The 25072-nt window shown below is 75.1% G+C and carries 26 protein-coding genes; 14 read left to right on the forward strand and 12 right to left on the reverse strand.

Annotated elements, in window-relative coordinates:
- Window positions 1–30 precede the first annotated feature (30 nt).
- On the reverse strand, window positions 31–957 hold the full coding sequence (locus tag ACIQVT_RS04220) for a DMT family transporter (RefSeq protein WP_403747160.1): 927 nt from the start codon (window positions 955–957) through the stop codon (window positions 31–33).
- A gap of 6 nt (window positions 958–963) precedes the next feature.
- The gene (locus ACIQVT_RS04225) at window positions 964–1818 is read right to left on the reverse strand and encodes an SDR family NAD(P)-dependent oxidoreductase (RefSeq protein WP_403747162.1); all 855 of its coding nucleotides are present in this window, start codon (window positions 1816–1818) and stop codon (window positions 964–966) included.
- A gap of 214 nt (window positions 1819–2032) precedes the next feature.
- On the opposite strand from ACIQVT_RS04225, the gene ACIQVT_RS04230 reads away from it, so the two are divergent.
- The 4 genes from ACIQVT_RS04230 to ACIQVT_RS04245 all read left to right on the forward strand — a co-directional run bounded on the left by ACIQVT_RS04230 (window position 2033) and on the right by ACIQVT_RS04245 (window position 4193).
- The gene (locus ACIQVT_RS04230) at window positions 2033–2203 is read left to right on the forward strand and encodes a hypothetical protein (RefSeq protein ID WP_403747165.1); all 171 of its coding nucleotides are present in this window, start codon (window positions 2033–2035) and stop codon (window positions 2201–2203) included.
- Between the two features lie 72 nt (window positions 2204–2275).
- Window positions 2276–3340, forward strand: a complete 1065-nt coding sequence (locus ACIQVT_RS04235; protein WP_403747171.1) for an iron-containing redox enzyme family protein — start codon at window positions 2276–2278, stop codon at window positions 3338–3340.
- A 45-nt stretch (window positions 3341–3385) separates the two neighbouring features.
- Complete coding sequence (locus ACIQVT_RS04240; RefSeq protein WP_403747905.1) at window positions 3386–4015, forward strand: HemK2/MTQ2 family protein methyltransferase; 630 nt, start codon at window positions 3386–3388, stop codon at window positions 4013–4015.
- Complete coding sequence (locus ACIQVT_RS04245) at window positions 3996–4193, forward strand: CDGSH iron-sulfur domain-containing protein (RefSeq protein WP_403747173.1); 198 nt, start codon at window positions 3996–3998, stop codon at window positions 4191–4193. The genes ACIQVT_RS04240 and ACIQVT_RS04245 overlap by 20 nt, the downstream gene beginning before the upstream one ends.
- A 206-nt stretch (window positions 4194–4399) precedes the next feature.
- Here the strand turns inward: ACIQVT_RS04245 and ACIQVT_RS04250 are convergent, their stop codons facing one another.
- Window positions 4400–4834 (reverse strand): protease inhibitor, encoded by a 435-nt coding sequence (locus tag ACIQVT_RS04250; protein WP_403747179.1) that lies wholly within the window; start codon window positions 4832–4834, stop codon window positions 4400–4402.
- A 432-nt stretch (window positions 4835–5266) separates the two neighbouring features.
- On the opposite strand from ACIQVT_RS04250, the gene ACIQVT_RS04255 reads away from it, so the two are divergent.
- A complete protein-coding gene (locus tag ACIQVT_RS04255) occupies window positions 5267–6436 on the forward strand; it encodes a lactate 2-monooxygenase (RefSeq protein WP_403747181.1) in 1170 nt (389 codons plus the stop codon).
- A gap of 41 nt (window positions 6437–6477) precedes the next feature.
- Here the strand turns inward: ACIQVT_RS04255 and ACIQVT_RS04260 are convergent, their stop codons facing one another.
- The gene (locus tag ACIQVT_RS04260) at window positions 6478–6855 is read right to left on the reverse strand and encodes a toxin Doc (RefSeq protein ID WP_403747184.1); all 378 of its coding nucleotides are present in this window, start codon (window positions 6853–6855) and stop codon (window positions 6478–6480) included.
- A gap of 3 nt (window positions 6856–6858) precedes the next feature.
- On the reverse strand, window positions 6859–7098 hold the full coding sequence (locus tag ACIQVT_RS04265) for a hypothetical protein (protein ID WP_403747186.1): 240 nt from the start codon (window positions 7096–7098) through the stop codon (window positions 6859–6861).
- Window positions 7099–7267: 169 nt separating this feature from the next.
- Between ACIQVT_RS04265 and ACIQVT_RS04270 the strand changes: the two genes are divergently transcribed.
- The gene (locus ACIQVT_RS04270; protein WP_403747188.1) at window positions 7268–7786 is read left to right on the forward strand and encodes a methylated-DNA--[protein]-cysteine S-methyltransferase; all 519 of its coding nucleotides are present in this window, start codon (window positions 7268–7270) and stop codon (window positions 7784–7786) included.
- Between the two features lie 423 nt (window positions 7787–8209).
- Window positions 8210–10591, forward strand: a complete 2382-nt coding sequence (locus tag ACIQVT_RS04275; RefSeq protein ID WP_403747192.1) for a SpoIIE family protein phosphatase — start codon at window positions 8210–8212, stop codon at window positions 10589–10591.
- A gap of 3 nt (window positions 10592–10594) precedes the next feature.
- On the opposite strand, the gene ACIQVT_RS04280 is transcribed toward ACIQVT_RS04275, so the two are convergent.
- On the reverse strand, window positions 10595–11125 hold the full coding sequence (locus tag ACIQVT_RS04280) for an RNA polymerase sigma factor (protein ID WP_403747909.1): 531 nt from the start codon (window positions 11123–11125) through the stop codon (window positions 10595–10597).
- Between the two features lie 65 nt (window positions 11126–11190).
- Here ACIQVT_RS04280 and ACIQVT_RS04285 point away from each other — a divergent pair, with 65 nt between their 5' ends.
- The 5 genes from ACIQVT_RS04285 to ACIQVT_RS04305 all read left to right on the forward strand — a co-directional run bounded on the left by ACIQVT_RS04285 (window position 11191) and on the right by ACIQVT_RS04305 (window position 16757).
- On the forward strand, window positions 11191–12585 hold the full coding sequence (locus ACIQVT_RS04285) for a serine/threonine-protein kinase (RefSeq protein WP_403747194.1): 1395 nt from the start codon (window positions 11191–11193) through the stop codon (window positions 12583–12585).
- A gap of 149 nt (window positions 12586–12734) precedes the next feature.
- The gene (locus ACIQVT_RS04290; protein ID WP_403747913.1) at window positions 12735–13454 is read left to right on the forward strand and encodes a DUF4232 domain-containing protein; all 720 of its coding nucleotides are present in this window, start codon (window positions 12735–12737) and stop codon (window positions 13452–13454) included.
- 192 nt (window positions 13455–13646) lie between these two features.
- Window positions 13647–14888, forward strand: a complete 1242-nt coding sequence (locus ACIQVT_RS04295) for a hypothetical protein (protein WP_403747199.1) — start codon at window positions 13647–13649, stop codon at window positions 14886–14888.
- A gap of 46 nt (window positions 14889–14934) precedes the next feature.
- Window positions 14935–16206, forward strand: a complete 1272-nt coding sequence (locus tag ACIQVT_RS04300) for an SLC13 family permease (RefSeq protein ID WP_403747202.1) — start codon at window positions 14935–14937, stop codon at window positions 16204–16206.
- A 35-nt stretch (window positions 16207–16241) separates the two neighbouring features.
- A complete protein-coding gene (locus tag ACIQVT_RS04305; RefSeq protein WP_403747206.1) occupies window positions 16242–16757 on the forward strand; it encodes a universal stress protein in 516 nt (171 codons plus the stop codon).
- A gap of 73 nt (window positions 16758–16830) precedes the next feature.
- Here ACIQVT_RS04305 and ACIQVT_RS04310 read toward each other — a convergent pair whose 3' ends face one another.
- Together ACIQVT_RS04310 and ACIQVT_RS04315 are read right to left on the reverse strand one after the other, a co-directional pair.
- On the reverse strand, window positions 16831–18756 hold the full coding sequence (locus ACIQVT_RS04310; RefSeq protein ID WP_403747211.1) for a ricin-type beta-trefoil lectin domain protein: 1926 nt from the start codon (window positions 18754–18756) through the stop codon (window positions 16831–16833).
- Window positions 18757–19037: 281 nt separating this feature from the next.
- On the reverse strand, window positions 19038–20006 hold the full coding sequence (locus ACIQVT_RS04315; RefSeq protein WP_403747214.1) for an aldo/keto reductase: 969 nt from the start codon (window positions 20004–20006) through the stop codon (window positions 19038–19040).
- 172 nt (window positions 20007–20178) lie between these two features.
- Here ACIQVT_RS04315 and ACIQVT_RS04320 point away from each other — a divergent pair, with 172 nt between their 5' ends.
- Entirely contained in the window at window positions 20179–21000 is an 822-nt protein-coding gene (locus ACIQVT_RS04320) for an endo alpha-1,4 polygalactosaminidase (RefSeq protein WP_403747916.1), read from the forward strand.
- A gap of 107 nt (window positions 21001–21107) precedes the next feature.
- Here the strand turns inward: ACIQVT_RS04320 and ACIQVT_RS04325 are convergent, their stop codons facing one another.
- From ACIQVT_RS04325 to ACIQVT_RS04335, 3 genes are all read right to left on the reverse strand, one after another.
- Entirely contained in the window at window positions 21108–21299 is a 192-nt protein-coding gene (locus tag ACIQVT_RS04325) for a ferredoxin (protein WP_403747218.1), read from the reverse strand.
- 12 nt (window positions 21300–21311) lie between these two features.
- The gene (locus tag ACIQVT_RS04330; protein WP_403747221.1) at window positions 21312–22541 is read right to left on the reverse strand and encodes a cytochrome P450; all 1230 of its coding nucleotides are present in this window, start codon (window positions 22539–22541) and stop codon (window positions 21312–21314) included.
- 183 nt (window positions 22542–22724) lie between these two features.
- The gene (locus ACIQVT_RS04335; RefSeq protein WP_403747224.1) at window positions 22725–23183 is read right to left on the reverse strand and encodes a nuclear transport factor 2 family protein; all 459 of its coding nucleotides are present in this window, start codon (window positions 23181–23183) and stop codon (window positions 22725–22727) included.
- A gap of 190 nt (window positions 23184–23373) precedes the next feature.
- On the opposite strand from ACIQVT_RS04335, the gene ACIQVT_RS04340 reads away from it, so the two are divergent.
- Window positions 23374–23823 carry a nitroreductase family deazaflavin-dependent oxidoreductase gene (locus tag ACIQVT_RS04340; protein WP_403747227.1) on the forward strand — a complete coding sequence of 150 codons (450 nt, stop codon included), beginning with the start codon at window positions 23374–23376 and terminating at the stop codon, window positions 23821–23823.
- A 103-nt stretch (window positions 23824–23926) separates the two neighbouring features.
- Here ACIQVT_RS04340 and ACIQVT_RS04345 read toward each other — a convergent pair whose 3' ends face one another.
- On the reverse strand, window positions 23927–24844 hold the full coding sequence (locus tag ACIQVT_RS04345; RefSeq protein WP_403747925.1) for a cation diffusion facilitator family transporter: 918 nt from the start codon (window positions 24842–24844) through the stop codon (window positions 23927–23929).
- Between the last annotated feature and the right edge of the window lie 228 nt (window positions 24845–25072).

Consider the following 25072-nt stretch of genomic DNA (forward strand, 5'->3'; position numbering starts at 1 on the left):
CCTTCCGTGGGTGTGCTGGGCCGGTGCGGATCAGTGTCCGCGTGGGGTCGGCGTCCGGGTGCCGTCGCGGTCCGGCGGGTGCTCCGGCCGGGCCGTGTCCCACTGGCCGCCGACGGCCTGGGCGTGCGCGAGGCCGAGGCTGCCCGCGCCGATGAGCACCGCGCCGATCGCCTCCGGGATCAGGCTCAGGCCCAGGTGGATCGTCTCGGCGAACAGCACCCAGCCGAGGACGACGCTGGTGAGCGCGTCGCCGAGGGTGAGGGCGGGCTGCGAGGCCGTCAGCGAGCCGGCGCCGAGCGCGCCCTGGAGCAGCAGGAAGGCGACGAGTCCGGCGACCCCGGTGGCGTACAGCGTCCAGTGCCCGAACAGCGCCGCGGGGCCGTCCCCGAGCCGTCCCACGGCCTCCTTCAGCAGTGCCGCCGTGGTGGCGAAGGACACGGCGGAGGCGAGGCCGAGCAGCGCGGCCCGGGACGCGCCCCGCGCCGCGCGGGCGGCCAGGGCGAGCAGGACGACGACCACGAGGGCCCCGCCCCCGCCCAGCAGCCAGGCGCGGGGCGGCGCGCTGGTCCGGCCGGCCGTCGGCGCCGCCGCGAGGAGGAACAGGGCCAGCCCCACCGCGAGCGCGGCGAACGCCAGCCAGGTCCGCCGGTCCGGCCGGCGCCGGAAGACGACGCTTCCGACGGCCAGCGTGAACAGCAGCTCGGCGGCGAGGAGCGGCTGGACCAGGGACAGGCTGCCGACGGCCAGTGCCCCGGCCTGGAGCAGGCCGGACAGCGCGAGCAGGCCGACCCCGGCCAGCCAGGAGCGGCGCCGCAGCACGTGCCGGAACCGGCGGACGACGGACCGCGCGCCGTCGCCGTCGTCCGGTTCCTGCACGGCGGCCCGGCGCTGGAGCACCGAGGCGGACGCGTTGGACAGGGCGGCGAGCAGGGCGAGCAGGACCGTGACGGCGGTCATGGCCGTTCACCCGAAGCGGCCGGCGAGCCGCCGGTACAGTCCGGGGGCGGCGCCGCGTACCCGGGCGGGCAGCCGCAGCCAGCCGGGGACGTACACCTCGTCCCTGCCGTGGGCGACGGCGGACCACACCGCGTCCGCCACCCGCTCGGCGGGCACCGGCCGCGGCCAGGACCGCGCGTACGGGGTGCCCCGTCGGTCGAAGAAGGGCGTGTCGACCACGCCGGGGATGACGTGGCTGACGCCGACGCCGGTGCCGTCCAGCTCGTAGCGCAGGGCGTCGGCGAAGGCGGCGAGGGCGGCCTTCGCCGCGGAGTAGACGGCCTCGCCGCGCACGCCCACGCTGCCGGCGAAGGAACCGACGAGGACGACGCGGCCCGAGCCGGCCGCGACCATGTGGGGCAGCAGGGCGCGCACCAGGTGGAGGGTGGCGAGCAGGTCGACACCGACGATCTCGTCGACGCGCGCGGCGGGCATCTCGGCGAAGTCCCCGGCCCAGCCGACGCCGGCACCTGCCACCAGCACGTCGATCCGGCCGAGGTGGTCCAGGGCGAGGTCGGTGAGCCGGCGGGGCGCGCCGGGCCGGGTGAGGTCGGCGGGGAGGGCCACGGCACCGGTCCGGGCGGCCGTCTGCTCCAGTCGGGTGACGTCACGCCCGTTCAGGACCAGCCGCCAGTCCCCCTCGGCGGCCAGCCGGCGGGCCACCGCGGCACCGATGCCGGAGGAGGCGCCCGTCACCAGTGCGGTGCCGCCAGGGCCGGCCGGGGACCGGGCGGCGCGGGGGGCGGAACCGGCCTGCGGGGCGAGGTCCCGCACCGGCCGGGCGCGGTCCGACGGTCCTGCGGGGGGCGGGGCGTGGGACATGGTGACGACCTCACTGCGACGGTTGCACGGGCGCGCGGGCTGCCGGTACCGAGCCCTCGCGGTGTATCCAGGGCGCCACATCCTGAAACACCGCGCACGGCGGGGCCCGCGCGCCGATCGCTCCCGCACCCGTCCGGGGCACCGGCGCGACGCTTGGGACGGCGCGGGCGGGTAACCCGCAGGGAAGATCCGCAGGACGACGGAAGGAGACACGATGACCGGCGGCGGCGACGACCGTGAGAAGAAGCCCGGTACGGCGGTGGAGGAGGTCCTCCGGGAGGTCGAGGAGGCCGGCGGGCCCGAGGCGGACGAGGAGCACTCGGGCGAGGCCGGGGACGCCACCAGCCCGAACACGGGGGCGCAGGAGCAGGCCCGGGGCGAGTAGCGCGCCCCCGGCCGGGGGCGGCTCCGGCCGGGCGGTGGTCGTGCATCGCCGCCGGCCGGGTACCCGGGTCCCATGAACCACCACCACCTGCGAGGACCCCAGCTGCCCCCGCCCCGGGGCCCGCTCTCCGCCGCCGTCGGCGCGTACCTGCGCGGCACGGGCCCCCTCCCCCGTCCGGAGGACGCCGCGGCGGCGGACCCGTACGGCGACGACCCGCAGCTCGCCCTGTACCTGTGCTACGAACTGCACTACCGCGGTTTCGCCGGTGTCCCCCCGGAGACCGAGTGGGACCCGGACCTGCTGCGGGTCCGCGCAGCACTGGAGGGGGCCTTCCTGTCCGCGCTGCGGGCCGACGCGCCCGCCCACGACAACCTGGACGACGCGCTGGACGCGCTGCTGGTCGAGCCCGTCGAGGGCAGCGGGGTCAGCCACTTCCTGTGCGACGAGGGCGAGCTGTGGCAGGTGCGCGAGTACGCCGCCCAGCGTTCGCTGTACCACCTGAAGGAGGCCGACCCGCACGCCTGGGTGCTGCCGCGGCTGTGGGGCCGGGCCAAGGCGGGCATGGCCGCCGTGGAGTTCGACGAGTTCGGCGGCGGCCGCGCGGACCGGGTGCACGCCGCCCTGTTCGCCGACCTGATGACGGACCTCGGCCTGGACACGGCGTACGGCCGCTACCTGGACGCGGTGCCCGCGGAGATGCTGGCCGTGGTCAACCTGATGTCCCTGTTCGGCCTGCACCGCCGGCTGCGCGGCGCCCTCGTGGGCCACTTCGCCGAGGTGGAGATCACCTCCTCCCCCGGCTCCCGCCGGCTCGCCGCGGCGATGCGCCGCACCGGGGCCGGACCGGCCGCCGAGTTCTTCTACGACGAGCACGTGGAGGCGGACGCGGTGCACGAGCAGGTCGTCCGGCAGGAGGTCGTGGCGGGACTGCTGGAGGAGGAACCGGAGCTGGCGCCGGACGTGACCTTCGGGATCGACGCGACCGAGTTCCTGGAGGACCGGCTGGGCCGGCGGCTGCTCGCGGACTGGCGGGCGGGCCGGTCGTCACTGCGGACACCCCTGGACCCGGACCCGCGCCGGTCCGTGGCGGCGGACCGGACGGCACCCCGGGAACAGGAGATGTCTCATACATCCTGATCCTCTGGGTACCCGGCCGACGTGATCGCTTTGGTACTTCCGGGCGTGTACGCCCCACAGGACGACACGGAGCTGCTGGCCGAGGTGCTCCGCGAGGAGGATCCCCCGCCCGGCGCCCAGGTGCTGGACGTGGGCACCGGCAGCGGCGCGCTGGCCCTGGAGGCGGCCCGGCGCGGCGCCCGTGTCACCGCGGTCGACGTGTCCCGGCGTGCGGTGTGGACGGCCCGGCTCAACGCCTGGCTGACCCGGCTGCCGGTGCACATCCGGCGCGGCAACCTGTTCACGCCGGTCCGCGGCCGCACCTACGACATCATCCTGGCCAACCCGCCGTACGTGCCGGCGCCCGACGCCGGGGCCGGGCCGCGCGGCCGGGCCCGGGCCTGGGACGCGGGGCTCGACGGGCGGCTGCTGCTGGACCGGATCTGCCGGGACGCGCCGCCGCTGCTGCGCCCCGGCGGGGTGCTGCTGCTGGTGCACTCCGCGCTGAGCGGTCCCGAACGGACCCTGGAGCTGCTGGAGGCGGCGGGCCTGAAGGCCACGGTCGTCCGGCGCCGCTGGATCGCCTTCGGTCCGGTGCTGCGCTCCCGGGAGGAGTGGCTGCGCCGGCGCGGGCTGCTGGCGGCGGCCGACGACAGGGAGGAACTGGTGGTCATCCGTGCCGAACGACCCTGCTGACGACGCCCGCAGGATCACCATGTCGCGGCGTGGGCCGCTGCTGGTGGAGGGACCCGTCGAGATCGAGCTGGAGGACGGGACGACGGTCTCCTCGGACCGCTTCCGCGTCGCTCTGTGTACCTGCCGGCGCAGCCGCCGCTACCCGTGGTGCGACACGAGTCACCGGCGCAAGGCCTGAGCCGCTGGTTGAAACCGGTGGTTTTTCGCCGCTCCCCGGACGGCCCCCCACGGACCGGCCGGGGAGCGGCTGTGTGCCCGGTGCCGGCGGGCGGCCCCACTCCGCCCGCCTGCTCCGGTACGAGATCGCGGGTTCCCCGCTCCAGAGGCCGCACTCCCCAGTTGCGGGCCTGTTCCGGCGTCCACGGGGGACTCACGATCCCGGTCTCAGAAGGCGAAGAGGCTGCCGCCGACGGCGTCCTTCACGCACATGTTGCCGAAGGTCCGCTCGTAGGCGACGCGCTTGCCCTGCCAGACGCCCTGGACGGTCACGACCACCGGGTCGTAGACCTTGGTGCACATGACGTCACCCGCGGGCTTCAGGGCGTCGAAGTCACCGCCGACTCCCCGCAGCTCGGCACAGGCCTGGGCGGCGGCCGGGTGGGTGCCCGACGCCGAGGGCGCGCAGTTCAGGGTGACGGCGCGCTCCGGAGTGGCCGTGGCCGCGTCGGCGCCGTGGCCGGTGGTGAGCACCAGGGCCGAGGGGGCGTAGAGCGACGACGGGGCGGCGCCCGGTGCGGCGGCGGCGGCCCCGATCAGGGGTCCGCAGACGGTGGCGGCCGTGAGGCCGAGGGCCGCTGCCCAGCGCGCGGTGTTCCGCATTGTGTGCATCCTTCCGCTCGAACGATGACAGGGAGCCGGCTCCGGATCCGGTCGGGCTCCGGGAGCGGCGAGCGCCACTCTGCCGAGTCCGCCAGCGAAATACACATCGACCCCACAGGTTTCAGTAACCTTTCGTGTTGAATCAGTGGCGTGAAGTCACGGAATCCGACCGGCGCGGGCCCGGAACTGAGCGGTTCCCCCGTCTCCGACGCGGCCCGGTGGCTGAAAATAAGCTGTTCGTTAATCGTCCTGAAACATAACGGCCGCGAACTCGGCGCGCCGCTTGATGACTCCCCGTGTTCACCGAGTGATCACCAGGAGCCGGGCCCTCCGCCATCCCGCGCGGCCGGCGCCGGCCCGGATGCCGCCTCCCCACCGACTTACCGGTCGGTATCGTCGGGCGGGCAGGCGGCCGACGACGCGGGAGGGACGATGGCGAAGCACTGGGCGGACTTCCAGTACGAGATCTATCTGAACGGCATGACCGGGGCGGTGCCCCGGCTTCCCACCGACCTCACCCGACTGGAGGACCTGGCCGAACACCGGCTCGGACCCGGCCCGGTGGGCTACGTGGCGGGCAGCGCCGGGGACGGCGGCACGGCCCGCGCCAACCGCGCGGCCCTCGACCGGCGGCGCATCGTGCCGCGCATGCTGCGGGACGTGTCCGCGCGCGACCTGACGACGGAGGTGCTGGGCCGGACCCTGCCGGCGCCGCTGGCCCTGGCGCCCGTCGGAGTGCTGTCGATCATGCATCCGGACGCCGAGGCCGGCGCCGCCCGGGCCGCCGCCGCGCAGGGCGTGCCGTTCGTGCTGTCGTCGGCGTCGAGCACCCCGCTGGAGCAGGTGGCCGAGGCGATGGGGGACGCCGAGCGGTGGTTCCAGCTGTACTGGGGCCGGGACCGCGAGGTGAACCTGAGTTTCCTCGCCCGGGCCCGGACGGCCGGCTTCTCGGTGCTGGTCGTCACCCTGGACACCCCGCTGCTGGCGTGGCGCCCCCGCGACCTGGACCAGGCCTACCTGCCGTTCCTGCACGGCGTGGGCACCGCCAACTACTTCACCGACCCGGCGTTCCTCGCGGGCCTGGACAAGCCGGTGCACGAGGACCCGAACGCGGCGGTGCTGCGCTTCCTCGGGCTGTTCGGGGACCCCGGCCACACCTGGCCGGACCTGACCCTGCTGCGCGAGCACTGGGACGGGCCGATCGTCCTCAAGGGCGTCCTGCACCCGGACGACGCCCGGCTGGCCGCGGACGCCGGGATGGACGGTGTGGTGGTCTCCAACCACGGCGGCCGTCAGGTGGCCGGCTCGATCGCCGCGGCCGACGCGCTGCCCGGGGTCGTGGACGCGGCCGGCGACCGGTTGGAGGTGCTCTTCGACAGCGGGGTGCGCACCGGCGCCGACGTGTTCAAGGCGCTCGCCCTGGGCGCGCGGGCGGTCCTCCTGGGCCGCCCGTACGTCTACGGGCTCGGCCTGGACGGCCGGCCGGGCGTGGAGCACGTGATCCGCTGCGTGCTGGCGGAGCTGGACCTCACCCTCGCCCTCTGCGGACACGCCGGGCCGGCGACCGTGACGGGGGCCGACCTGACCGAGGCCCCGGCCTGAGGCGCCGTCACGCGCCCCTGCTGTGATCCGCGGCGACCGGGTCAGATCTGCCAGGAGCGCAGGCGGTCCGCGGCGCCGTAGACGTCGGCCTTGCCGGAGATCAGGTCGCGGGCGAGGTCGACGAGGGCGCCGTAGGGCGGGTCGATGCCGACGCCGCTGACGAACATGTAGGCCACGGCGGTCGCGCAGGCGAAGCGGGCGTTGGCGGCGGGCAGCGGCTTGAGCACGGCGAGGGTGTGCAGCAGCGCGGCGGCGCGCCAGGCGGCGTCGGAGTCCACGCCGAGCCGGGGCGGGTCCACGCGGTGGCGGGCCACGGCGGCGACGAGCGCGGAGAAGTCGTCCACGGCGGGCTGGTCGGGCAGGACCTCCTCGTGGCGCTGGAGCAGCCAGGGGACGTCGACATGGATCGGGGAGGGCATCGGTCAGGCGGCCTCGCCCCGGACGGGCGGTTCGTCGTCCGGGAAGGCCGCCGCGAACTCCTCGGCGTGGGTGGCGAAGAAGCGGCGGAAGGCCTCCGCGCCCTCCCGCAGCGCCCGGTGGCGGGCGATGTCGGCGGCGGCGGCCTCCCGCACGAGGGCCTTCATCGACGTGCCGCGTTCCTTGGCGATCTGCCGCAGGTCCTCGAGTTCCCGTTCGCTGAACTCCACGTTGAGAGCTGGCATGTCATTCACGGTACCGCGCGGGTACTCACGGGTAAATACCCGCAGATGGGAGGTGGTGCGGGAGGGTACCGGCGGGGCGGAGGGCCATGTCCGATTCCCGCCGGTCGGGTGGTGCCCGGTACGACAGACTGGGCGGGAGGCGACGATGGCGACGATACGGAGGAATCCCATGACCACGCACACCGCCCGTCCGGTGCACACCGTCCACCCGAGCCCCGTGGGCGACCTGTTGCTGACCGGCACGGTCACGCCGGCCGGTCTCGCTCTCACCTCCCTCTGCCTGCCGGGGCAGCGCGGCACCCCGGCCGTCCGCCCGGAGGACCGCGACGACCGCCCGTTCGCCGAGGCGATCCGGCAGCTCGACGCGTACTTCGCCGGCCGGCTGACCCGCTTCGACCTGCCGTTCTCCCCCGCCGGCAACGCCTTCCGGCAGGCGGTGTGGCAGGCCATGGACGAGGTGCCCTACGGCCGGACGACGACGTACGGCGAGCTGGCCGCCCGCCTCGGCCTGTCCCGCGCCGAGGTCCGCTCGGTGGGCCAGGCCCTCGGCGCCAACCCACTGCTGCTGGTCCGGCCCTGTCACCGGGTGATCGGCGCGGACGGTTCGCTGCGCGGCTACGCGGGCGGGCTGGAGACCAAGCGGTGGCTGCTCACGCACGAGGGCGCGCTCCAGCCGACGCTGCTGTGAGCCGGACCGGCTCGACCGCCAGGGGGACGCGGGCGACCGGAGCAACGGGCCGTGCCACGGCACGAGTTCACGGGCGTCGGTCCACCGGCCGGGCCACCGCCCGCAACTCGCCCGGCCGGCGAGAGGCTTTCCGGGGCGGGGACACCCGGTGCTCGGCCCGACGCCGCACACGGGATCCCATAAGCACTCACAACTGATCGTGACCGAACAGATGGTGACGGCCGACCGCGCGCGATCGTCCAGGGGCCGGCGTGCCGCGGTCGCCCCAGGACGTTTTCCGGCCGGAGTTCCCCGCCCCGACCACGCCCCCGGCCGGTCGGCCAGGTGGCCGCGACCGACGTCCACGGGCGCGCCGGAAGCACTACGCTGGAACACGAGTGGTGCCACCTGTTCACTGTGAGTGTGCGCTTGGGAGCGGCGACGATGAGCCGGGTCTATCCGTTCGACGACGCGGCGACGGCCCGGGCTGTCATCGATGACGACGGAACGCTGGTGGAGTGGAACGAGGGCGCGCGGCGTCTGCTCGGCCACCCCGCCGACGCCGTCATGGGCCGCCCCGCCGCCCAGCTGCTGGCCGGTGCCCGCCCGAGGACGGCCCCTTCGGGCCCGCGCTGGGAGGGCACGGTCGGGCTGCGCCACCGGGACGGCCGCACGGTCCCGGTGTGGCTCCTCGCCCACCGCCGCCCGCCCGAGGACGGCCGGCCCGGCGACTGGCTCGTGGTCACCCCGCTCACCGGCCCGGAACCGCCCGGGGCCGGCGACCCGCTGATCGAGGCGGGCCTGCTCCAGTCGCCGTGCCCGATCGCGCTGTACGACGACGCGCTCAGGCTGCGCCGGATGAACGCGGCGATGGCCGCCATCGTCGGCCTGCCGGAGGAGCGGGTACGGGGTCTCAGGGTCCCGGAGATCGGCGGCAAACCGCAGAGCGACGATCTGGAGCAGGGCATGCTCCGGGTGCTGGCCTCGGGCCGGCAGCTGGACGTGCAGACCTTCCTGCGCACCGGCGGCGAGGACCGGGCGCACGCCTGGCTGGCCCGGATGGCGCCGGTGCGGGACACCGCGGGCCGGGTGCTCGGCGTGTGCCTGGCCGCGCACGACGTCACCGACAACCAGCGGGCCCGCCAGCGGCTCCAGCTGGTCAACGAGGCGAGCGTGCGCATCGGGAGCACGCTCGACGTCACCCGCACGGCACAGGAACTGGCGGACATGTGCGTGCCCGCGCTGGCCGACTTCGTCACCATCGACCTGCTGGACCTGCGCGAACACGGCAGCGAGCCGCCGGCCCGCATCACCGCGCCGGTGCTGCTGCGCCGCACCGCCCACCAGTCGGTGCTGGCGGGCGTGCCGGAGGCGGTGATCGAGCCGGGGCAGGCGGACGCCTACCCGGGGTTCTCCCCGCAGGCCGACGCGCTGACCGCCGGCCGCACGATCACCACGTCGGTGGCCACCGGTGACCTGGACCGGTGGTACTCCTGGCACCGGGCGCGCGGCGAACGGGTGCGCGCCTTCGGCATCCACTCCTCGATGTCGGTGCCGATCCAGGCCCGCGGGCTGACCCTCGGGGTGGCGGTGCTCACCCGGCACCGGCGCCCGGACGGATTCACCCCGGACGACGTGCTGCTGGCGGAGGAGATCACCGCCAGGGCCGCCGTCTGCATCGACAACGCCCGCCGCTACTCCCGGGAACGGGAGACCGCGCTCGCCCTCCAGCGCAGCCTGCTGCCCCGCTCGCTGCCGCGCACGGCCGCGCTGGACGCCTCCTCCCGGTACCTGCCGGCCGCGCGGGCCGGGGTGGGCGGGGACTGGTTCGACGTGATCCCGCTGTCCGGGCTGCGGGTCGCGATGGTCGTCGGCGACGTCGTCGGGCACGGCATCCAAGCGTCGGCGACGATGGGCCGGCTGCGCACCGCCGTCCGCACCCTCGCCGACATCGACCTGGCCCCGGACGAGCTGCTCACCCACCTGGACGACCTGGTGCTGCGGCTGTCGGAGGAGTCCGGCGTCGAGGGCAGTCCGGGCGAGGTCGGCGCGACCTGTCTGTACGCCGTCTACGACCCGGTGTCCCGGCGCTGCACGCTGGCCCGGGCGGGGCACCCGCCGCCCGTGCTGCTGCGGCCCGGCGGCCGGCCCGCGGTGCTCGACCTGCCCGCCGGCCCCCCGCTGGGCCTGGGCGGGCTGCCCTTCGAGTCCGCCGAGGTCGAGCTGGACGAGGGCACCGTCCTCGCGCTGTACACGGACGGCCTGGTGCAGTCCCGGGAGCGGGACGTGGACGCCAGCCGCGAGCTGCTGCTGCGGGCGCTCGGGCGGGACGCGGGCTCCCTGGAGGTCACCTGCGACCGCGTCCTGCACGGGCTGCTGCCGTCCGGCGGCGCCGCCGACGACGTGGCGCTGCTGCTGGCCCGCACCCGGGGCCTGCCCGCGTCGCAGGTGGCGACCTGGGACATCCCGGCCGACCCGGCGCTGGTCGCGCCGATCCGCAAACAGGTGGTGGAACAGCTGGCCTCCTGGTCACTGAGCGAGGCGTCGTTCACGGCGGAACTGGTGGTCAGCGAGCTGGTCACCAACGCCATCCGGTACGGCTCCCACCCGATCCGGCTGCGGCTGATCCACGACGCGACCACCCTGATCTGCGAGGTGTCCGACACCAGCCACACCGCCCCGCACCTGCGCCGGGCCAAGACCTTCGACGAGGGCGGCCGGGGCCTGCTGCTGGTCGCCCAGCTCACCCAGCGCTGGGGCAGCCGGCACACCACGGAGGGCAAGACCATCTGGGCGGAGCTGCCCCTGTTCGAGGTGGACCGGTAGCGGTCAGGACGCCGACAGCCAGGGCCGCACGTGCTTGCGGGCCTCGTGCAGCCGGGACTTGAGGGTGCCGAGCGGAATGCCGACGCGCTCGGCGGCCTCCGCGTACCCCAGCTGGCAGATGTCCCGGTAGACCAGCGGCGCGACGAGGTGCGGGTGCTCGCGCTCCAGCCGCTCCAGGGCCTCCAGCAGGTCGACCCGGGAACCGGCGATGACGCTGGTGGTGCGCGGGTCGACGACGTGCGCGGGCTCGATCGCGGCGGGCTGTTCGGCGGCCCGCCGCTTCAGCTCCCGGTACTTCTGCCGGCAGCAGTTGGCGACCACCGTGTAGAGCCAGGTGCCGAAGCGGCTGCGGCCCTCGAATCCGCCGATGTGCCGGGCCACCTGGAGCAGCACGTCCTGGGCGGCCTCCTCGGCGTCCTCCCGGCAGGGCAGGAAGCGCGCGCAGCGGCGCAGGACCTCCGGCCGTATCTCCGTCAACAGCCGGTCGAGAGCGGCCGCGTCGCCGGCGGCGGCACGCCGGGCGGACTCCTCCATCGGCGCCTGGTCCCGCACGAAGGCCTCCCCCTGGAAGTGGATCTCAGGGCAGGCATGATAGTCGTATGCACCCCCTGGAGCGGATCGGCCGCCACCGCCTCGAACGGCCGCTGGGCAGCGGCGCTTTCGCCACGGTGTGGCTCGCCCACGACCCGGAGCTGCACGCCCCGGTGGCGGTGAAGGTGCTCGCCGAGAACTGGGCGCACCGGCTCGACATCAGGGAGCGTTTCCTGTCCGAGGCACGGCTGCTGCGGCAGGCCGGCTCCAGCCGGGTGGTGCAGGTCTACGACATCGGTGAACTCCCCGACGGCAGACCGTACTTCGTGATGGAGTACGCCGCCGGCGGTACCCTCGCCGATCTGCTGGCGGACGGTGCGCTGCCGGTGCGGGACGCGCTCGCGCTGACGGCACAGGCCGCGCGGGGCGCCGCCGCGCTGCACGAGGCGGGCATCGTGCACCGCGACATCAAGCCGACCAACGTGCTGCTGCACACCGCCCCGGACGGCACCCGGCGGGTGCTGCTGGCCGACCTGGGGCTCGCCAAGAGCCTCGCGCAGGCCTCGGTGCTGACCCTGGCCGCGGGCTCGGCGGGCTACCAGCCGCCGGAGCAGGCCGAGCCGGGCGAGGGCATCGACGAGCGGGCCGACGTCTACAGCCTCGGCGCGGTCGGCTACGAACTGCTCACCGGGACGGTGCCGGGACCACCGGGCAAGGTGGTGCCGCCGGGCCGGTCGCGGCCGGGGCTGGCCGGGGGCGTGGAGCGGGCGGTGCTGCGGGCGCTGGAGCCGGACCGGGAGCGGCGCTGGCCGGGCGCCCTGGCCTTCGCCGACGAGCTGGACCGGCTGGCGGCGGACCCGGCGGCGCGGCCCGCGCGGCGGCTGGACCGGATGCGCGGCCGGCTCGGCACGGTGACCCTCGCCCTCGCCGCGGCCCTCGCCGCGACGGCCGCCGCGGTCACGGTGACCGTCCTCCTCCAGCATCGTGGCGCCCCGGCGGACGACGGGGTGCGGATCGCGGACGCCACCGGGCGGGTGACGCTGCGGGTGCCGGCCGGCTGGGGCCGCGAGTTGCGCGGCTCCGGCTGGGACCCGCACACGCTCGGGCTGGCCGCGGGACACGAGCCGGGACTGGTGGTGGCCGACGACCTGGCCCGGTGGCCCGATCTGACGGACGCCGTGGACGGGGTGTTCGTCGGGGTCAGCGCGCACGGCGACGTCGGCGCCGGGGTGCGGGCGCTCACCCACTCCGGCTGCCGCCACGCCGACTCCCGCGCGTTCACCGGCGGCACCTGGCACGGCGTGGTCCGGGCCTGGAGCGGCTGCCCGGGCGGCGGCTCGATCACCGAGTCCGCGCTGGTCCCGGCGGGCGGCCGGGACCAACCGCAGGTGTACGTGCAGGTGCGCCAGCACGGGGACGACGACGCGACCGACGGGATACTGCGCTCGCTGCGGGTGGCCTGAAAACACCGGTCGCGACCGGGACGGGGGGAAAATACCGGTGTGCCCCGAACTTTTCCGGTGACCCGTGCATCGGACGGTGATGACGGCGCATCCGGCGCCTACGGCGCGCGTCCCGCGCGTGCCGGGACGATCCTGGAGTGGTGAGCGACATGGTGAACACCCCCCGGCCCGCGCGGCGCGTTGCCCTGCTGCCGGTCACGGCCGCCGTGCTGGGGCTGCTGACCTCCTGCGGCAACGGCACCGACGTCCACAGCGACCCGCCGGTCACGGCCTCCGGTCCGGCCGCGCCCGCCCGGGAGAGCACGCGGGGCCCCGCCTCCCCGGCGGCCTCCTCCGCCACCGGCGCGCCGGCCCCGTCGCGGACGGCCGGGTCCCCGGGCGGCGGCAGGACCGGAGCGCCCCCGGCGACGGCCACGGCGGCCCCGCGCACGACCGCGCCGGCCGCGACGGGCGAACGCTGCCACACCGGTGAACTGCGGGCTGCCGTGGGCCGCGTCGATCCGGGTGCCGGTCAGGAGAACTTCCCCGTCGTGCTCACCAACACCTCCGCCCGGACCTGCACCCTGCACGGCTATCCGGGCGCCGCCTTCGTGAACGGCTCCGGCACCCAGCTCGGCCCCGACCCGACGCGGACGCCGGGCTCCCCGGCCACCGTCACGCTCCGGCCCGGACAGAGCGCCTGGGCCGGGCTGACCTTCTCCAACCCGGCGATCAGCGAGGCCCGAACGGCCACCCCGGTGGCCCTGCTGGTCACCCCGCCGGACGAGCACGACCCGCTGAGGGCCACCTGGCGGGGCGGTCCGGTGCCGGTCTCCGGCAACTCCTCGTCCGTCCGTCTGACCGTGCTCAGCCCGGGCACCGGCCCCTGACCGACCCCGCTCCCCCGCACCCCGCCGTCTCCCCCGGGACGGCGGGGTGCGTCGTGCGGGTGCCACGACTGTCACAGGACGGCAACAGCCGCCGTCCGCCGCGATCTTTCCCCGCCCGCCCGCCATCGAACCCGGTCGACCGCACGACGAACGGGCCCGCCAGGGGCCCTGACCAGGGATTCGGGGACGACGATGAGCGGGATACCACGCAGGCGGATACTGACGGCGGGGGCGGCGGCGGGCGCCCTCGGGGCACTGGCCGCCTGCTCCTCCGGCACCGGCCTCCGGGTCGGCGGGCCGGAACCGGCGGACGGCCGGGGCACCGCGCAGGCCCGGCCCGTGCGGCCGATCGGCGACGGCTCCACCGCCGACACCGGCGCCCAGCCGCGCCGGCCGAAGCCGGTACGGCTGCGGCCGGGGGCGCGGCCCCCGCAGTTCGTGGTGTTCTCCTGGGACGGCGCCGGGGAACTGAGCAATCGCCTGTTCTCCCGGTTCCGCAAGGTGGCCGCCGACCACGACGCGTGCATGACCTTCTTCCTCAGCGGCATCTACACGCTGCCCGAGTCCCGCAAGCACCTCTACCGGCCGCCCCAGCACCCGGTGGGCGCCTCCGCCATCGGCTACCTCTCCGACCGTCACATCCACGCCACCCTCCAACAGGTCCGCGCGGCCTGGCTGGAGGGCCATGAGATCGGCACCCACTTCAACGGGCACTTCTGCGGTCCCACCGGCGTGAGCCGCTGGTCCCCGGCCGACTGGCGCAGTGAGATCGAGCAGGCGGTGGGGTTCGTGACCGCCTGGCGGACCAACACCGGCTTCACCGACCTCGACCCGCTGCCCTTCGACTACCGCAAGGAGCTGACCGGCGGCCGCACCCCGTGCCTGGAGGGCCGCACGGCCCTGCTGCCCACCGCCGCCGCGCTCGGCTGGACCTACGACGCCAGCTCCCCCGGCGGGCTCCAGGTGTGGCCCGGCAAGATCCAGGGCGGGCGGATCTGGGACCTGCCGCTCCAGTCCCTGCCGTTCGCCGGCCACTCCACCCAGGTCCTCTCGATGGACTACAACCTGATGTTCAACCAGTCCGGCGGCAACCCCCTCGGGGACCGCGCGCGCTACGACGTCTGGCGCGCCCAGGCCCGCGACACCTACCTGGCGGGTTTCCGGCGGGCGTACGAGAGCAACCGCGCCCCCCTCTTCATCGGCAACCACTTCGAACGCTGGAACGGCGGCATCTACATGGACGCCGTGGAGGAGGCCATCGGCGAGATGGCCGCGCACGAGGACGTGCGGTTCGTGTCGTTCAAACAGCTCGTGGCGTGGCTGGAGGCGCAGGACCCGGCGGTGCTGCGCCTGTTGCGCACCCTGCCGCCCGGGCAGGCGCCGGCGGGCGGCTGGGCGGAGTTCCTGGGCGCGGCGGGCACCCGGTCGTCCTAGCCGGTCGGAGCGGTCTGTTTTCATGGGCGGGCACCCCCCGTGACCCGTGTCGGAAGGATCCGCCCTGAACACCGCGCTCGCCGAGGCCCTGTCCGTCGTCCTCCTCGTGGCCGTGCTCGCCTGGGCGGTCGTACGGCCGTTCGGGCGCACGGAGGCGGTGATGGCGGTGCCCGCCGCCGCGATCGCGATCGCGTCCGGCGCGATCTCCCTCGACCACGCCCGGGCCGAGGCGGAGCGGCTCGGGCCCGTGGTGGGGTTCCTGGCGGCGGTGCTGGTCCTCGCCCACTTCTGTGACGTGGAGGGGCTGTTCCAGGCGTGCGGGGCGTGGACGGCCCGGTGGGCGGCGGGCCGTCCGGTGCGCCTGCTGACCGCGGTGTTCGCGCTGGCGTCCGCCATCACGGCGGTCCTCAGCCTGGACGCGACCGTCGTGCTGCTCACCCCGGTGGTGTTCGCCACGGCCGCCCGCACGGGCGTACGGCCCAAACCGCACGTCTACGCCTGCACCCACCTGTCCAACACGGCGTCGCTGCTGCTGCCGGTGTCCAACCTGACGAACCTGCTCGCGTTCGCGGCGAGCGGGCTGGCGTTCACCCGGTTCGCGGCGCTGATGGCGCTGCCGTGGCTGGCGGCGATCGGCGTCGAGTACCTGGTGTTCCGGCGGTTCTTCGCCCGGGACCTCGCGGCGGCGGCCCCGGCGGACCGCGATCCGGGCGCGACGCCGCGGCTGCCCCTGTTCGCGCTGGTGACCGTGGCGGGCACGCTGGCCGGGTTCGTGGTGGCGTCGGCGTTCGGCGTGGAGCCGGCCTGGGTGGCCGCCGCGGGCGCGCTGGTGCTGGCCGGTCGGTCGCTGCTGCGGGGGCGGGCGACCGCGCCCGAGGTGGTACGGGCGGCGGCCCCGGCCTTCCTCGTGTTCGTCCTGGCGCTCGGCATCGTGGTGCGGGCGGTCGTCGACAACGGGCTCGCCGACGTGCTCGGGCGTGTGGTGCCGGACGGCACCGGACTGGTGGCACTGCTGGGGACCGCCGCGCTGGCCGCCGTACTGGCCAATGTGATCAACAACCTGCCCGCCGTGCTGGTGCTGCTGCCGCTGGCGGCGCCGGCCGGGCCGGGCGCGGTCCTCGCCGTGCTGCTCGGTGTGAACATCGGGCCGAACCTCACCTACGCCGGGTCGCTGGCGACGCTGCTGTGGCGGCGGATCGTGCACCAGCACGAGCACGACGTGGACCTGGGCGAGTTCACCCGGCTCGGGCTGATCGCCGTGCCGTCCTCCCTCGCCGTCGCGGTGGTGGCACTGTGGGGGTCGCTCCAGGTTCTCTGAGGGGCGCGGACCGAGCCGAGGGAGAGGACGACCGGATGCGTGTGATCGCCTGGCTCGTCGAGGGGACCTGGCCCTCCTGCGTGGACGCCGTGCGCACCCACGCGCCGGACGGCTGCGAGGTGGTGCTGCTCCATGTGAGCGGACCGGACGTGCCCGCGGTGGCGCACGGGGCCTTCGCCGGGCTGCTCGGACGCGGCGGGCGGCGGGGGCACCGCCCGGCCGGAAGCTGGGAGAGCGATCCCGGTGACCGGCTGGAGGCGCTCGGCGGCACGTCGGCGGCGGCGCTCCTCGACGCGGCGGCCGAGCGCCTCGGCCGGCCCTGTACGCGTGCGGAGCGGTCGGGGCGGGTCGAGCGGGAGGTGGTGGCCGCCGCGGAGGGGGCCGGTCTGCTGGTACTGGCCCGGGACGGGGACCGGTCCCGGCTCGGCCCGGGGAGCATCGGCCCGGCGGCCCGGTTCGTCGTCGACCACGCGCCCTGCCCCGTCCTGCTGGTGTGGCCGGGACCGGCTCCGGAGCTGGGGACGATCCCGCCCCCGCCGCCCGGGCCGTAGGGTCTTTCGTTCGGATCGGGCCGGATCAGAGACCCCGCGAGCCCGGCATGATCCGAACGAGAGGCCCTGGTCCTCAGGGTGTCGGACCGGGCGTGCCCACGGGCCCCGCGGGCGGTGTGGCCGGGACCGGTACGGTGTCGCCGTCCCAGCTGACGTTCTCCATGCGCAGATCCGGCCGGGGGGTGTCGATGGACCAGCGCTGTCCGGCGCCCGCGGCGGCGCGGGTCTTCAGCACGAGGGCGCCGGAGCCGTCGGTGGCGGCCGGGGTGAGGGCCAGCTCCTGGTCGGAGCGGGGCACCAGGGCGCCCCGGAGGGTGAAGTCGTACCGGATGGTGCGGGCCGCCCGGCCGGTGGCGGCGCAGGGGGCGAGGCGGACGGAGTAGCCGAGGCCGGAGTCCAGGCACAGGTCGGGGGCGGCCGCGTTGCGCAGCAGCCCGTCCGTCTCGTACGTCCACTGCTGGGCCGGGGCGGCGGAGCAGGTGGTGAGTTCGGTCTCGGCGCCCCGCACGGCCTTCTTGCCGACGATGCCGACACACAGGCCGGAGGCGAGGTTGTGCAGCCTGCCGTGGAGCGCGCCCTGTCCGGCGCCGCCGCCCCCGCCGGCCCAGGACGCGCCCGGCGAGGGGGTCTTCCCGCCCGGTGTCCCGGACGGCGTGCCCGCGGCCCGGGGGCCGGGGGTGCCTCCGGAGCCGTGGACCGCCCAGAGCACCAGGGGGAGCGCGACCAGTCCGCCGGCGACGAGCACGGCCACCCCGAGCTGCCGGCGCCGCGCGCGCCGGACGGCGCGGTGCAGGGAACGGGGGGACCGGGGGAAACCAGTGGCCTTGGGGTCGTCCGGGCCGGTACGTGCCCCGGGGCCCGCGGGGGCGGGGTGTCCCGTGGGCGCCGCGTGGGGGTGCCGTGCGGGGCGCCGGGTGCCGCCGGCCCCGGGCGCGCCGGGGGGAGCGGTGGCGGCGCGGAGTCCGGCCGCCCGCCTGAGGGCGCCCGGTATCCGGCGGGCCGCCCGCCGGGGACCGGCGGCGGGGCCCGGCGCGGCCGGGCCGGCGGGTGCCGCGGGCGCTCCGGCTCGCTCGGGTCCCGCCGGTCGCCCGGGCTCGGCTCCGGTGAAGGACTCGCCGGCCGGCGGGGCGGCGTACCCGGCGCCCGACGGGACGGCGGGCTCCTCCGCGGCCACGACGGCGGCGGCCGGGGGCGGCACGGCGGCGCGGGTCGTGCGGGACTCCAGGTAGCCGTGGGCGCCCCAGCCGAGGACCGCTTCGGCCAGCGCCGGGCCGAGCCCGGCGTTGAACGCGTCGAGCTGGTCGGCGGTGCTGGTGCAGTGGGAACAGTGGGCCAGGTGCTGTCCCAGGTCGGGGTCGACGTCCGTGCCGCCGCGCCGGAAGGTCACGTCGAGCATGCGCAGATAACGCCGGCACTCGTCCTCGGGGGCGAGTTCGCGGTGCGCCTGGAGGCATTCGTCGCGGAGCCGTTCGCGGGCCCGGCGGAGTTCGACGCGGGCGCCCTCCTCGTCCAGGCCGAGCAGGGCGGCGGGCACGGCCAGGGGTTCGGCCTCCACCTCGGTGTGCCAGAGCACGGCGCGCGAGGTCTCGGGCACCCGCTGGAACGCGCGGGACAGCAGCCGCCGGTCGGCGGGCGGCAGCATCCGGGCCGCGACGCGCTCGCCCGTGCCGTCGTCCGGGCGCAGGGCGGGGTGGAGGAGGTCGCGGCGCTCGTCGGTGTCCCACTCGGCCGCGATCCGGCGGACCGCGACGAGCAGGTGGGGCCGCCAGGCGGAGGTCGGCCCGGTCTGCCGGAGGGAGGCGCCGAAGAGCCGGGTGAACGCGGCGGTGGTGAGCATCCCGGCGGCGCGCGGACCGTCGGTGCACAGCCGGGCGTAGGCGAAGGCGGCCGTCCAGTGCCGGTCGAGGAGTTCGCCGACCGGATGCAGCGCGGGCGAGGTTCCCGTCCATTTCCTCAGTGCGGCACCGAGCTGCTCGTCCGACGGGCCTGCCTCATGCACGGCTGCATTCCTCCAGACACGAAAACGGGAATAGGTACGTACCAACGAGTACGGAAAGAGGGCCGGGGCAGCTCGAAAGAGACCGGAATGTGGGTACCCGCGCGCCGACAGCCCACACTTTTACACGGCCCAACACACCCGAACAAGAGATCTTCCCGTTAACGGTATTCCCTTTTCCGCATTTCCTTGTTGACGCACCGTCGAAGAAAGGCTTCTCCTTCCTTTTCCCCGCCCGTGCCCGTGCGGCGCGCGGCGCCCGCCGCACGGGAGCGCCGCGACGGTCAGTGGCCGCTCACGGCGTGCGCGGTGTAGGGCCGCTCCAGTTCCTCCGCCTCCTCGTCGCTCAGTTCGAGGTCGACGGCCGCCACCGCGTCCTCCAGGTGCCGTGCCTTGGAGGCGCCGACGATGGGGGCCGCCACCGTGTCCTGCCGCAGCAGCCAGGCGAGGGCCACCTGGGCGCGCGGGACGCCCCGGTCGGCCGCGATGCGGGTGACGGCCTCGACGATCGCGCGGTCGCCCTCCTGGTACAGCCGGCTGCCGAACTCGTCGGTGGTGCTGCGGCCGGTGACCGTGCCCCAGTCCCGGGTGAGCCGGCCGCGGGCCAGCGGGCTCCACGGCAGCACGCCGACACCCTGGTCCGCGCACAGGGGCAGCATCTCCCGCTCCTCCTCGCGGTAGAGCAGGTTGTAGTGGTTCTGCATGGACACGAACTTCGTCCAGCCGTGCCGCTCGGCGGTGTACTGCGCCTTGGAGAACTCCCACGCGTACATCGAACTGGCGCCGATGTAGCGCACCTTGCCCGCCTTGACCAGGTCGTGCAGGGCCTCCATCGTCTCCTCGACGGGCGTGGAGTGGTCGTAACGGTGGATCTGGTAGAGGTCGACGTAGTCGGTGCCGAGGCGGCGCAGGCTGTGGTCGATCTCGCTCATGACCGCCTTGCGGGACAGACCGGCCCCATTGGGTCCCGGCCGCATCCGGCCGTTGAGCTTGGTGGCCAGCACGACCTCGTCACGGTCGGCGAAGTCGCGCAGCGCCTTGCCGACGATCTCCTCACTGGTCCCGTCGGAATAGATGTTGGCGGTGTCGAAGAAGTTGACGCCCGCCTCCAGCGCCTGCCGGATGAGCGGGCGGGACGCCTCCTCGTCGAGGGTCCACTCGTGCGTGCCGCGGTCAGGTACCCCGTAGGTCATGCAGCCCAGAGAGATCCGCGAGACGTCCAGGCCGGTCGAACCGAGCTTCACATACTGCATCGTTGCTGCTCCTGCCGTCTGATGGATGATCACCCACGAGCCTACGACGGTGGCCTGGGGCCGACTTGACGGCGCCGGTGCGAGGGCGATTTGATCCTGAGCGTGCCGCGCCGCCCGGCGTGGGCAGGATGGAGCGGACTTGCCCACGGGTGTTCTGCGCGCCGCCGGTCCCCTGCCGGCCCTGGGCGCCTTGTCGGCGGCCCTGATCGTCGCGGTGACGGCCCTGGCCGGTTGCGCCCCCGGCCACCGGGGCGGCGGGGAGGGCGGTGCGGCGAAGCCGGCCGCGCCGCGGCTGCCCCCGCGCGCCGCCGGGTTCGACTACCAGATCGGCGGCGCCTATCCCCCGCCGAAGGGCGTGCGGATCGTCAGCCGCGACCGGTCCGACTCCCCCGCGCCCGGCCTGTACAACATCTGCTACGTCAACGCCTTCCAGTCCCAGCCCGCCGAGCGCGCCTCGTGGCCGGCGGACCTGCTGCTGCGCGACGCCCGCGGCGCCGTCGTCATCGACGAGGACTGGCACGAGCCGCTGCTGGACCTGCGCACCCCCGGTCGGCGCGAGCGGGTGGCGCGGCGGGTGAACACATGGATCGACGAGTGCGCCCGCAAGGGCTTCGACGCCGTCGAGCCCGACAACTACGACAGCTACACCCGCTCCCACCGGCTGCTCACCGCCGACGACGCCACCGCGTTCATGGCCCTGATCTCCCGGCACGCGCACGCCCGGCACCTGGCCGTCGCCCAGAAGAACACCGCGGAGCTGGCCGGCCGGCGCCGACGGGCCGGGCTGGACTTCGCGGTGTCGGAGGAGTGCGGGCAGTACGACGAGTGCGGGGTGTACGCCAAGGCGTTCGACGGCCGGGTGGTGGACATCGAGTACACCGACGCCGGGCTGCGCGCGGCCCGTGCCCGGTGGGGGGGCCGGATCAGCATCGTCCGCCGCGACCGGGACGTGTCCACCCCGGGCAGCGCCGCGTACGTCCGCAGGGTGCGGTAGGCCCCGTCCGGCGGTTCGCGTCTGCCGCGCGACGCCATGCACGCACTGGGTTCCGCCGCCGCGCGTCCCCGGTCCGCCCCGGGACGCCGGGGCGGCCGGGCGCGGTGTCAGGGGGTGACGGTGATGGCGCTCACCGGGCAGGCGCGGGCCGCCTCCCGGACCATCGGGTCGCCCGAGCCGTCCTCCCGGCCCGGGACGAGGGTGCTGTAGCCGTCGTCGTCCTGGGTGAAGACGCCCGGCGCGGTCAGCGCGCACTGCCCGGCGCCGATACAGGTGTCCTTGTCGATGTCGATGTGCATGGGTGCAGCCTCTTACCAGGTCACGGGGAGTTCCAGCATCCCCTGGATCGTGTCGCCGGGTTTGAAGGGGATCTCCTCGGCGGGGGCGGCCAGCCGCAGACCGGGCAGGCGCGCGAACAGGCTGCCGAGGGCGATCTCCAGTTCGGCGCGGGCCAGGTTCTGGCCCAGGCACTGGTGGATGCCGAAGCCGAACGCCATGTGGTGGCGGGAGGAGCGGTGCAGGTCCAGGGCGTCGGGGTCGTCGTACACGGCCGGGTCCCGGTTGATCACCGAGGTGGCGAAGAGCACCGCCTCACCGGCCCGGATCGTGGTGCCGGCGACCTCGATGTCCTCGACCGCCACCCGCTGTAGCCCCTCGGCGATGGACAGCATCCGCAGCAGTTCCTCCACGGCGGCGGGCAGCAGCGCGGGGTCCGCGCCCAGCTCGGCGGCCCGGCCGGGCTGCCGCAGCAGCGTGAAGGTACCCAGGGAGATCATGTTGGCGGTCGTCTCGTGCCCGGCGACCAGCAGGATGATGGCCAGCGAGACGGCCTCGGAGCGCTCCAGCTCCCCCGTGCGCAGCCGCTGGTGGACCAGCTCGTCGAGGATGCCGTCGCCGGGTTCGGCCTCCTTCGCCTTGGCGTCGATCAGCCCGCCGAGGTACTCCTCCAGGCGCCGGCGGGCCTCCTCGGTGTCCTCGCCGGTCGGACCGCGCAGCAGCCTGCGGGACTGCTCCTCGAAGAACTCGTGGTCGGCGTAGGGCACTCCGAGCAGCCCGCAGATCACCATGGACGGCACGGGCAGCGCGAAGGCGGTGACCAGTTCGGCGGGCGGCCCCTGCGCGATCATCGCGTCGAGCAGTCCGTCCACGATCCGCTGGATCCAGGGCCGCAGTTCGGCCGCGCGCCGGACGGTGAACGACGAGATCATCATCCGCCGCTGCCGCTGGTGCTCGGGGTCGTCCTCGCCGAGCAGGGCCACCCGGCGGTTGCGGGCGGCCGCGAACCGGGCGGTGACCTCGGGGAAGCCGGGGCGGCGGCGGTCGGCGGACAGGCGGGGGTCGGCGAGCAGGCTGCGGGCGGTGGCGTGCGCGGTGACCAGCCAGACCTCGCGGCCGTCGTAGAGGGTGACGCGGGACAGGGGGCGCCCGTCGCGCAGCGGGTCGTATCCGGTGGGCGGGTGGTAGGGGCAGGTGCGGTCCTGGGGGAAGGCGACGGGTTCGGCCGGGACGGCCGGGCCGGTGGTGTCCGTCAGTTCCGTCATGGAAGAGACCTCGCAGACGAAGGGGAGCGTCGTGCCGATCTTCATTAGATGCCCAGGGCATCTATAGGTCGACGCCAAGTTCGGCCACTTGGGCGCGGTGCGTGATCTGGCCGGATCCGAGGGGTCCGGGGGACGGGGACCGGACACGGTCCCATACTCCCCCGGACGGCGCCCGCTGTCCGCTCAGGGCAGTGGCGCGGTCTCCGTGCCGGGGGCGAAGGCACGGGCGACGGCGAGGCTGTCCTCGTACACGTGGTGCCGTACGACCAGGCCGTCCCGGACCGTCAGGTGCAGGGCGAAGCGGGCGGTGTAGGAGCGGCCGGTCGGTGCGGCGGTCTGCCGGACGACACCCATTACGACCGCGTCCTCGCCGTCGGCCAGGATCTGCCCGACGGTGGTGGCGGCCTGCTCCGGGACGTGGTGGGCGGCCAGTTCCCGGTAGTGCGCGGCGGCGTCGGCGCGGCCGGAACGGTGCCGGATCCACGGGGTCTCGGCCCGGCCGTGCTCCTCCTCCGGCCAGTCCAGCCGCCAGTCGCAGTCGTCGGCGTACAGGGCGGCGACGGCCTGCGGGTCGCCCTCGCCGATCCTGCGCAGGAGTTCCAGGACGACGGAACGGGTCGCTGCGGTGCGGTCGTCGGACATGGGCGGCTGCCTCCCCGGACGGGTGGTGGTCGGGACGGGGACCACTGTGCCCCGGGGGGCGCGGCGGCGCGATGACCTCCGAGGTAATCCGCGTCGACGGCGGCCGCGCGAGGTAGGGATGAAGAACGCGATCACCGGTGTTGTGCCGGTGACGGACATCCGTTGGACCGACGAAGAGGACAGGTATCCCATGCCACTTGAGGGCGAGTACGAGCCCAGCCCGACCCAGTGGGTGCGCGAGCAGGTGGAGCTGTACGAGAGGTCCGGGGGCACCGAGGGCACGACGCTGCGCGACACCGGGTTGCCGGTGATCGTGCTGACCACCCGGGGTGCGAAGAGCGGGAAGATCCGCAAGACGCCGCTGATGCGGGTCGAACACGACGGCCGGTACGCGGCGGTCGCCTCGGTCGGCGGCGCGCCCCGGCACCCGGTCTGGTACTTCAACGTGGTCTCGGACCCGCGCGTCGAGCTCCAGGACGGCCCGGTCAAGCGGGACATGCGGGCCCGCGAGGTCACCGGGGCGGAGAAGTCCGAGTGGTGGGAGCGGGCGGTGGCCGCGTTCCCGCCCTACGCCGAGTACCAGGAGAAGACGTCGCGGGAGATCCCGGTCTTCGTGCTGGAGCCGGTGGACGGCGATTGACGGGAGGGTGCCGGCGGGGTACCGGTTCCGGCCGGGAAGCGGCCCGATCCAGAAAAATCTGTTCCGGGAAGTGTGGACGCGTTTCCCGCCGGGCACCCGCTCGTCAGGCCCCGCCGCGCTCCCCCGTCGCGGCGGGGCTTTCGTGTGCCTGGCCCGCCGGCCGGTCGGTGACGTCGAGGAAGATCTGGTCGGCGTCCGGGAACGTGTGGGTCAGAGACCGCTTGATGCGCACCGAGACCTCCTCCACGCGCTCGCTGTCCAGGCCCGGCACCAGGTCGATCCGGGCGGCGACCAGCATGGAGTCGAGGCCCATCTTCATGGTGAACAGCCCCTCGACACTGTCGATCTCCGGCTGGGCCCGCAGCAGCGCCCGGATCCTGCCGCTCAGTTCCGGGTCGGCGGCCTCACCGATCAGCTGGTCGCGGGCGTCCCGGCCGAGCCGGTAGGCCACGTAGACCAGCAGCACGCCGATGGCCAGCGAGGCGGACGCCTCCCAGACGACCTGCCCGGTCACCATGTGCAGGGCCATCCCGACCAGCGCCAGGGTGACACCGAGGACCGCCGTGGCGTCCTCGGCGACCACCGTGCGCAGCGCGGGGTCGCGCAGCCCGGCCAGTCCGCCGCCCTGCGCGCGCACCTGGTGCAGCGCGCGCATCAGGGAGACGCCCTCGGCGATCAGGGCCACGCCGAGGACGGCGAGACCGACCACGTAGCCGCTGAACTCCTCGTCGGCGCCGTTGCGCAGGGCCTCGACGCCCTGGAAGAAGGAGAAGCAGCCGCCCATGACGAAGATGCCGACGGCGGCGAGCAGCGACCAGAAGAAGCGCTCCTTGCCGTAACCGAAGGGGTGCCGGGTGTCGGCGGGGCGGCGGCTGCGGCGCAGCGCGGCCAGCAGGAAGACCTCGTTGAGGCTGTCGGCGACGGAGTGCGCGGCCTCCGAGAGCAGCGCGGGCGAGCCCGCGATGACGCCGCCGACCGCCTTGGCGACGGCGATGACCAGGTTGGCGGCGAGCGCCACCAGGACGGTGACCTTGGTGTGGTGGTCGTCCTCGGACTCGCCACCGCTGTCCGCGTGGTCGCTGCCGGACGTGCCGTCGCCGGATGTGCCGTCGCCGTCCGCACGGCCGGTTCCGGGTGCGCCGTCACCGTCCACGCGGCCGGTCGCGGACCCGTCGCCGCCGTCGGCGCGGCCGTCCGCGCCGTCGTCCGGTGGGCTGCCGGAGCCGCCGCCGGACCGGGCGTCCGGCCG

The organism is Streptomyces sp. NPDC100445 (genome assembly GCF_044759735.1).
Taxonomy (GTDB): domain Bacteria; phylum Actinomycetota; class Actinomycetes; order Streptomycetales; family Streptomycetaceae; genus Streptomyces.

Excerpts from the sequence above, each read along its gene's own strand:
- ACIQVT_RS04220 (WP_403747160.1), bottom strand. The coding sequence starts at position 957 with ATGACCGCCGTCACGGTCCTGCTCGCCCTGCTCGCCGCCCTGTCCAAC.
- ACIQVT_RS04225 (WP_403747162.1), bottom strand. The coding sequence starts at position 1,818 with ATGTCCCACGCCCCGCCCCCCGCAGGACCGTCGGACCGCGCCCGGCCG.
- ACIQVT_RS04230 (WP_403747165.1), top strand. The coding sequence starts at position 2,033 with ATGACCGGCGGCGGCGACGACCGTGAGAAGAAGCCCGGTACGGCGGTG.
- ACIQVT_RS04235 (WP_403747171.1), top strand. The coding sequence starts at position 2,276 with ATGAACCACCACCACCTGCGAGGACCCCAGCTGCCCCCGCCCCGGGGC.
- ACIQVT_RS04250 (WP_403747179.1), bottom strand. The coding sequence starts at position 4,834 with ATGCGGAACACCGCGCGCTGGGCAGCGGCCCTCGGCCTCACGGCCGCC.
- ACIQVT_RS04255 (WP_403747181.1), top strand. The coding sequence starts at position 5,267 with ATGGCGAAGCACTGGGCGGACTTCCAGTACGAGATCTATCTGAACGGC.
- ACIQVT_RS04260 (WP_403747184.1), bottom strand. The coding sequence starts at position 6,855 with ATGCCCTCCCCGATCCATGTCGACGTCCCCTGGCTGCTCCAGCGCCAC.
- ACIQVT_RS04265 (WP_403747186.1), bottom strand. The coding sequence starts at position 7,098 with ATGCCAGCTCTCAACGTGGAGTTCAGCGAACGGGAACTCGAGGACCTG.
- ACIQVT_RS04270 (WP_403747188.1), top strand. The coding sequence starts at position 7,268 with ATGACCACGCACACCGCCCGTCCGGTGCACACCGTCCACCCGAGCCCC.
- ACIQVT_RS04275 (WP_403747192.1), top strand. The coding sequence starts at position 8,210 with ATGAGCCGGGTCTATCCGTTCGACGACGCGGCGACGGCCCGGGCTGTC.
- ACIQVT_RS04280 (WP_403747909.1), bottom strand. The coding sequence starts at position 11,125 with ATGGAGGAGTCCGCCCGGCGTGCCGCCGCCGGCGACGCGGCCGCTCTC.
- ACIQVT_RS04285 (WP_403747194.1), top strand. The coding sequence starts at position 11,191 with ATGCACCCCCTGGAGCGGATCGGCCGCCACCGCCTCGAACGGCCGCTG.
- ACIQVT_RS04290 (WP_403747913.1), top strand. The coding sequence starts at position 12,735 with ATGGTGAACACCCCCCGGCCCGCGCGGCGCGTTGCCCTGCTGCCGGTC.
- ACIQVT_RS04295 (WP_403747199.1), top strand. The coding sequence starts at position 13,647 with ATGAGCGGGATACCACGCAGGCGGATACTGACGGCGGGGGCGGCGGCG.
- ACIQVT_RS04305 (WP_403747206.1), top strand. The coding sequence starts at position 16,242 with ATGCGTGTGATCGCCTGGCTCGTCGAGGGGACCTGGCCCTCCTGCGTG.
- ACIQVT_RS04315 (WP_403747214.1), bottom strand. The coding sequence starts at position 20,006 with ATGCAGTATGTGAAGCTCGGTTCGACCGGCCTGGACGTCTCGCGGATC.
- ACIQVT_RS04325 (WP_403747218.1), bottom strand. The coding sequence starts at position 21,299 with ATGCACATCGACATCGACAAGGACACCTGTATCGGCGCCGGGCAGTGC.
- ACIQVT_RS04330 (WP_403747221.1), bottom strand. The coding sequence starts at position 22,541 with ATGACGGAACTGACGGACACCACCGGCCCGGCCGTCCCGGCCGAACCC.
- ACIQVT_RS04335 (WP_403747224.1), bottom strand. The coding sequence starts at position 23,183 with ATGTCCGACGACCGCACCGCAGCGACCCGTTCCGTCGTCCTGGAACTC.
- ACIQVT_RS04340 (WP_403747227.1), top strand. The coding sequence starts at position 23,374 with ATGCCACTTGAGGGCGAGTACGAGCCCAGCCCGACCCAGTGGGTGCGC.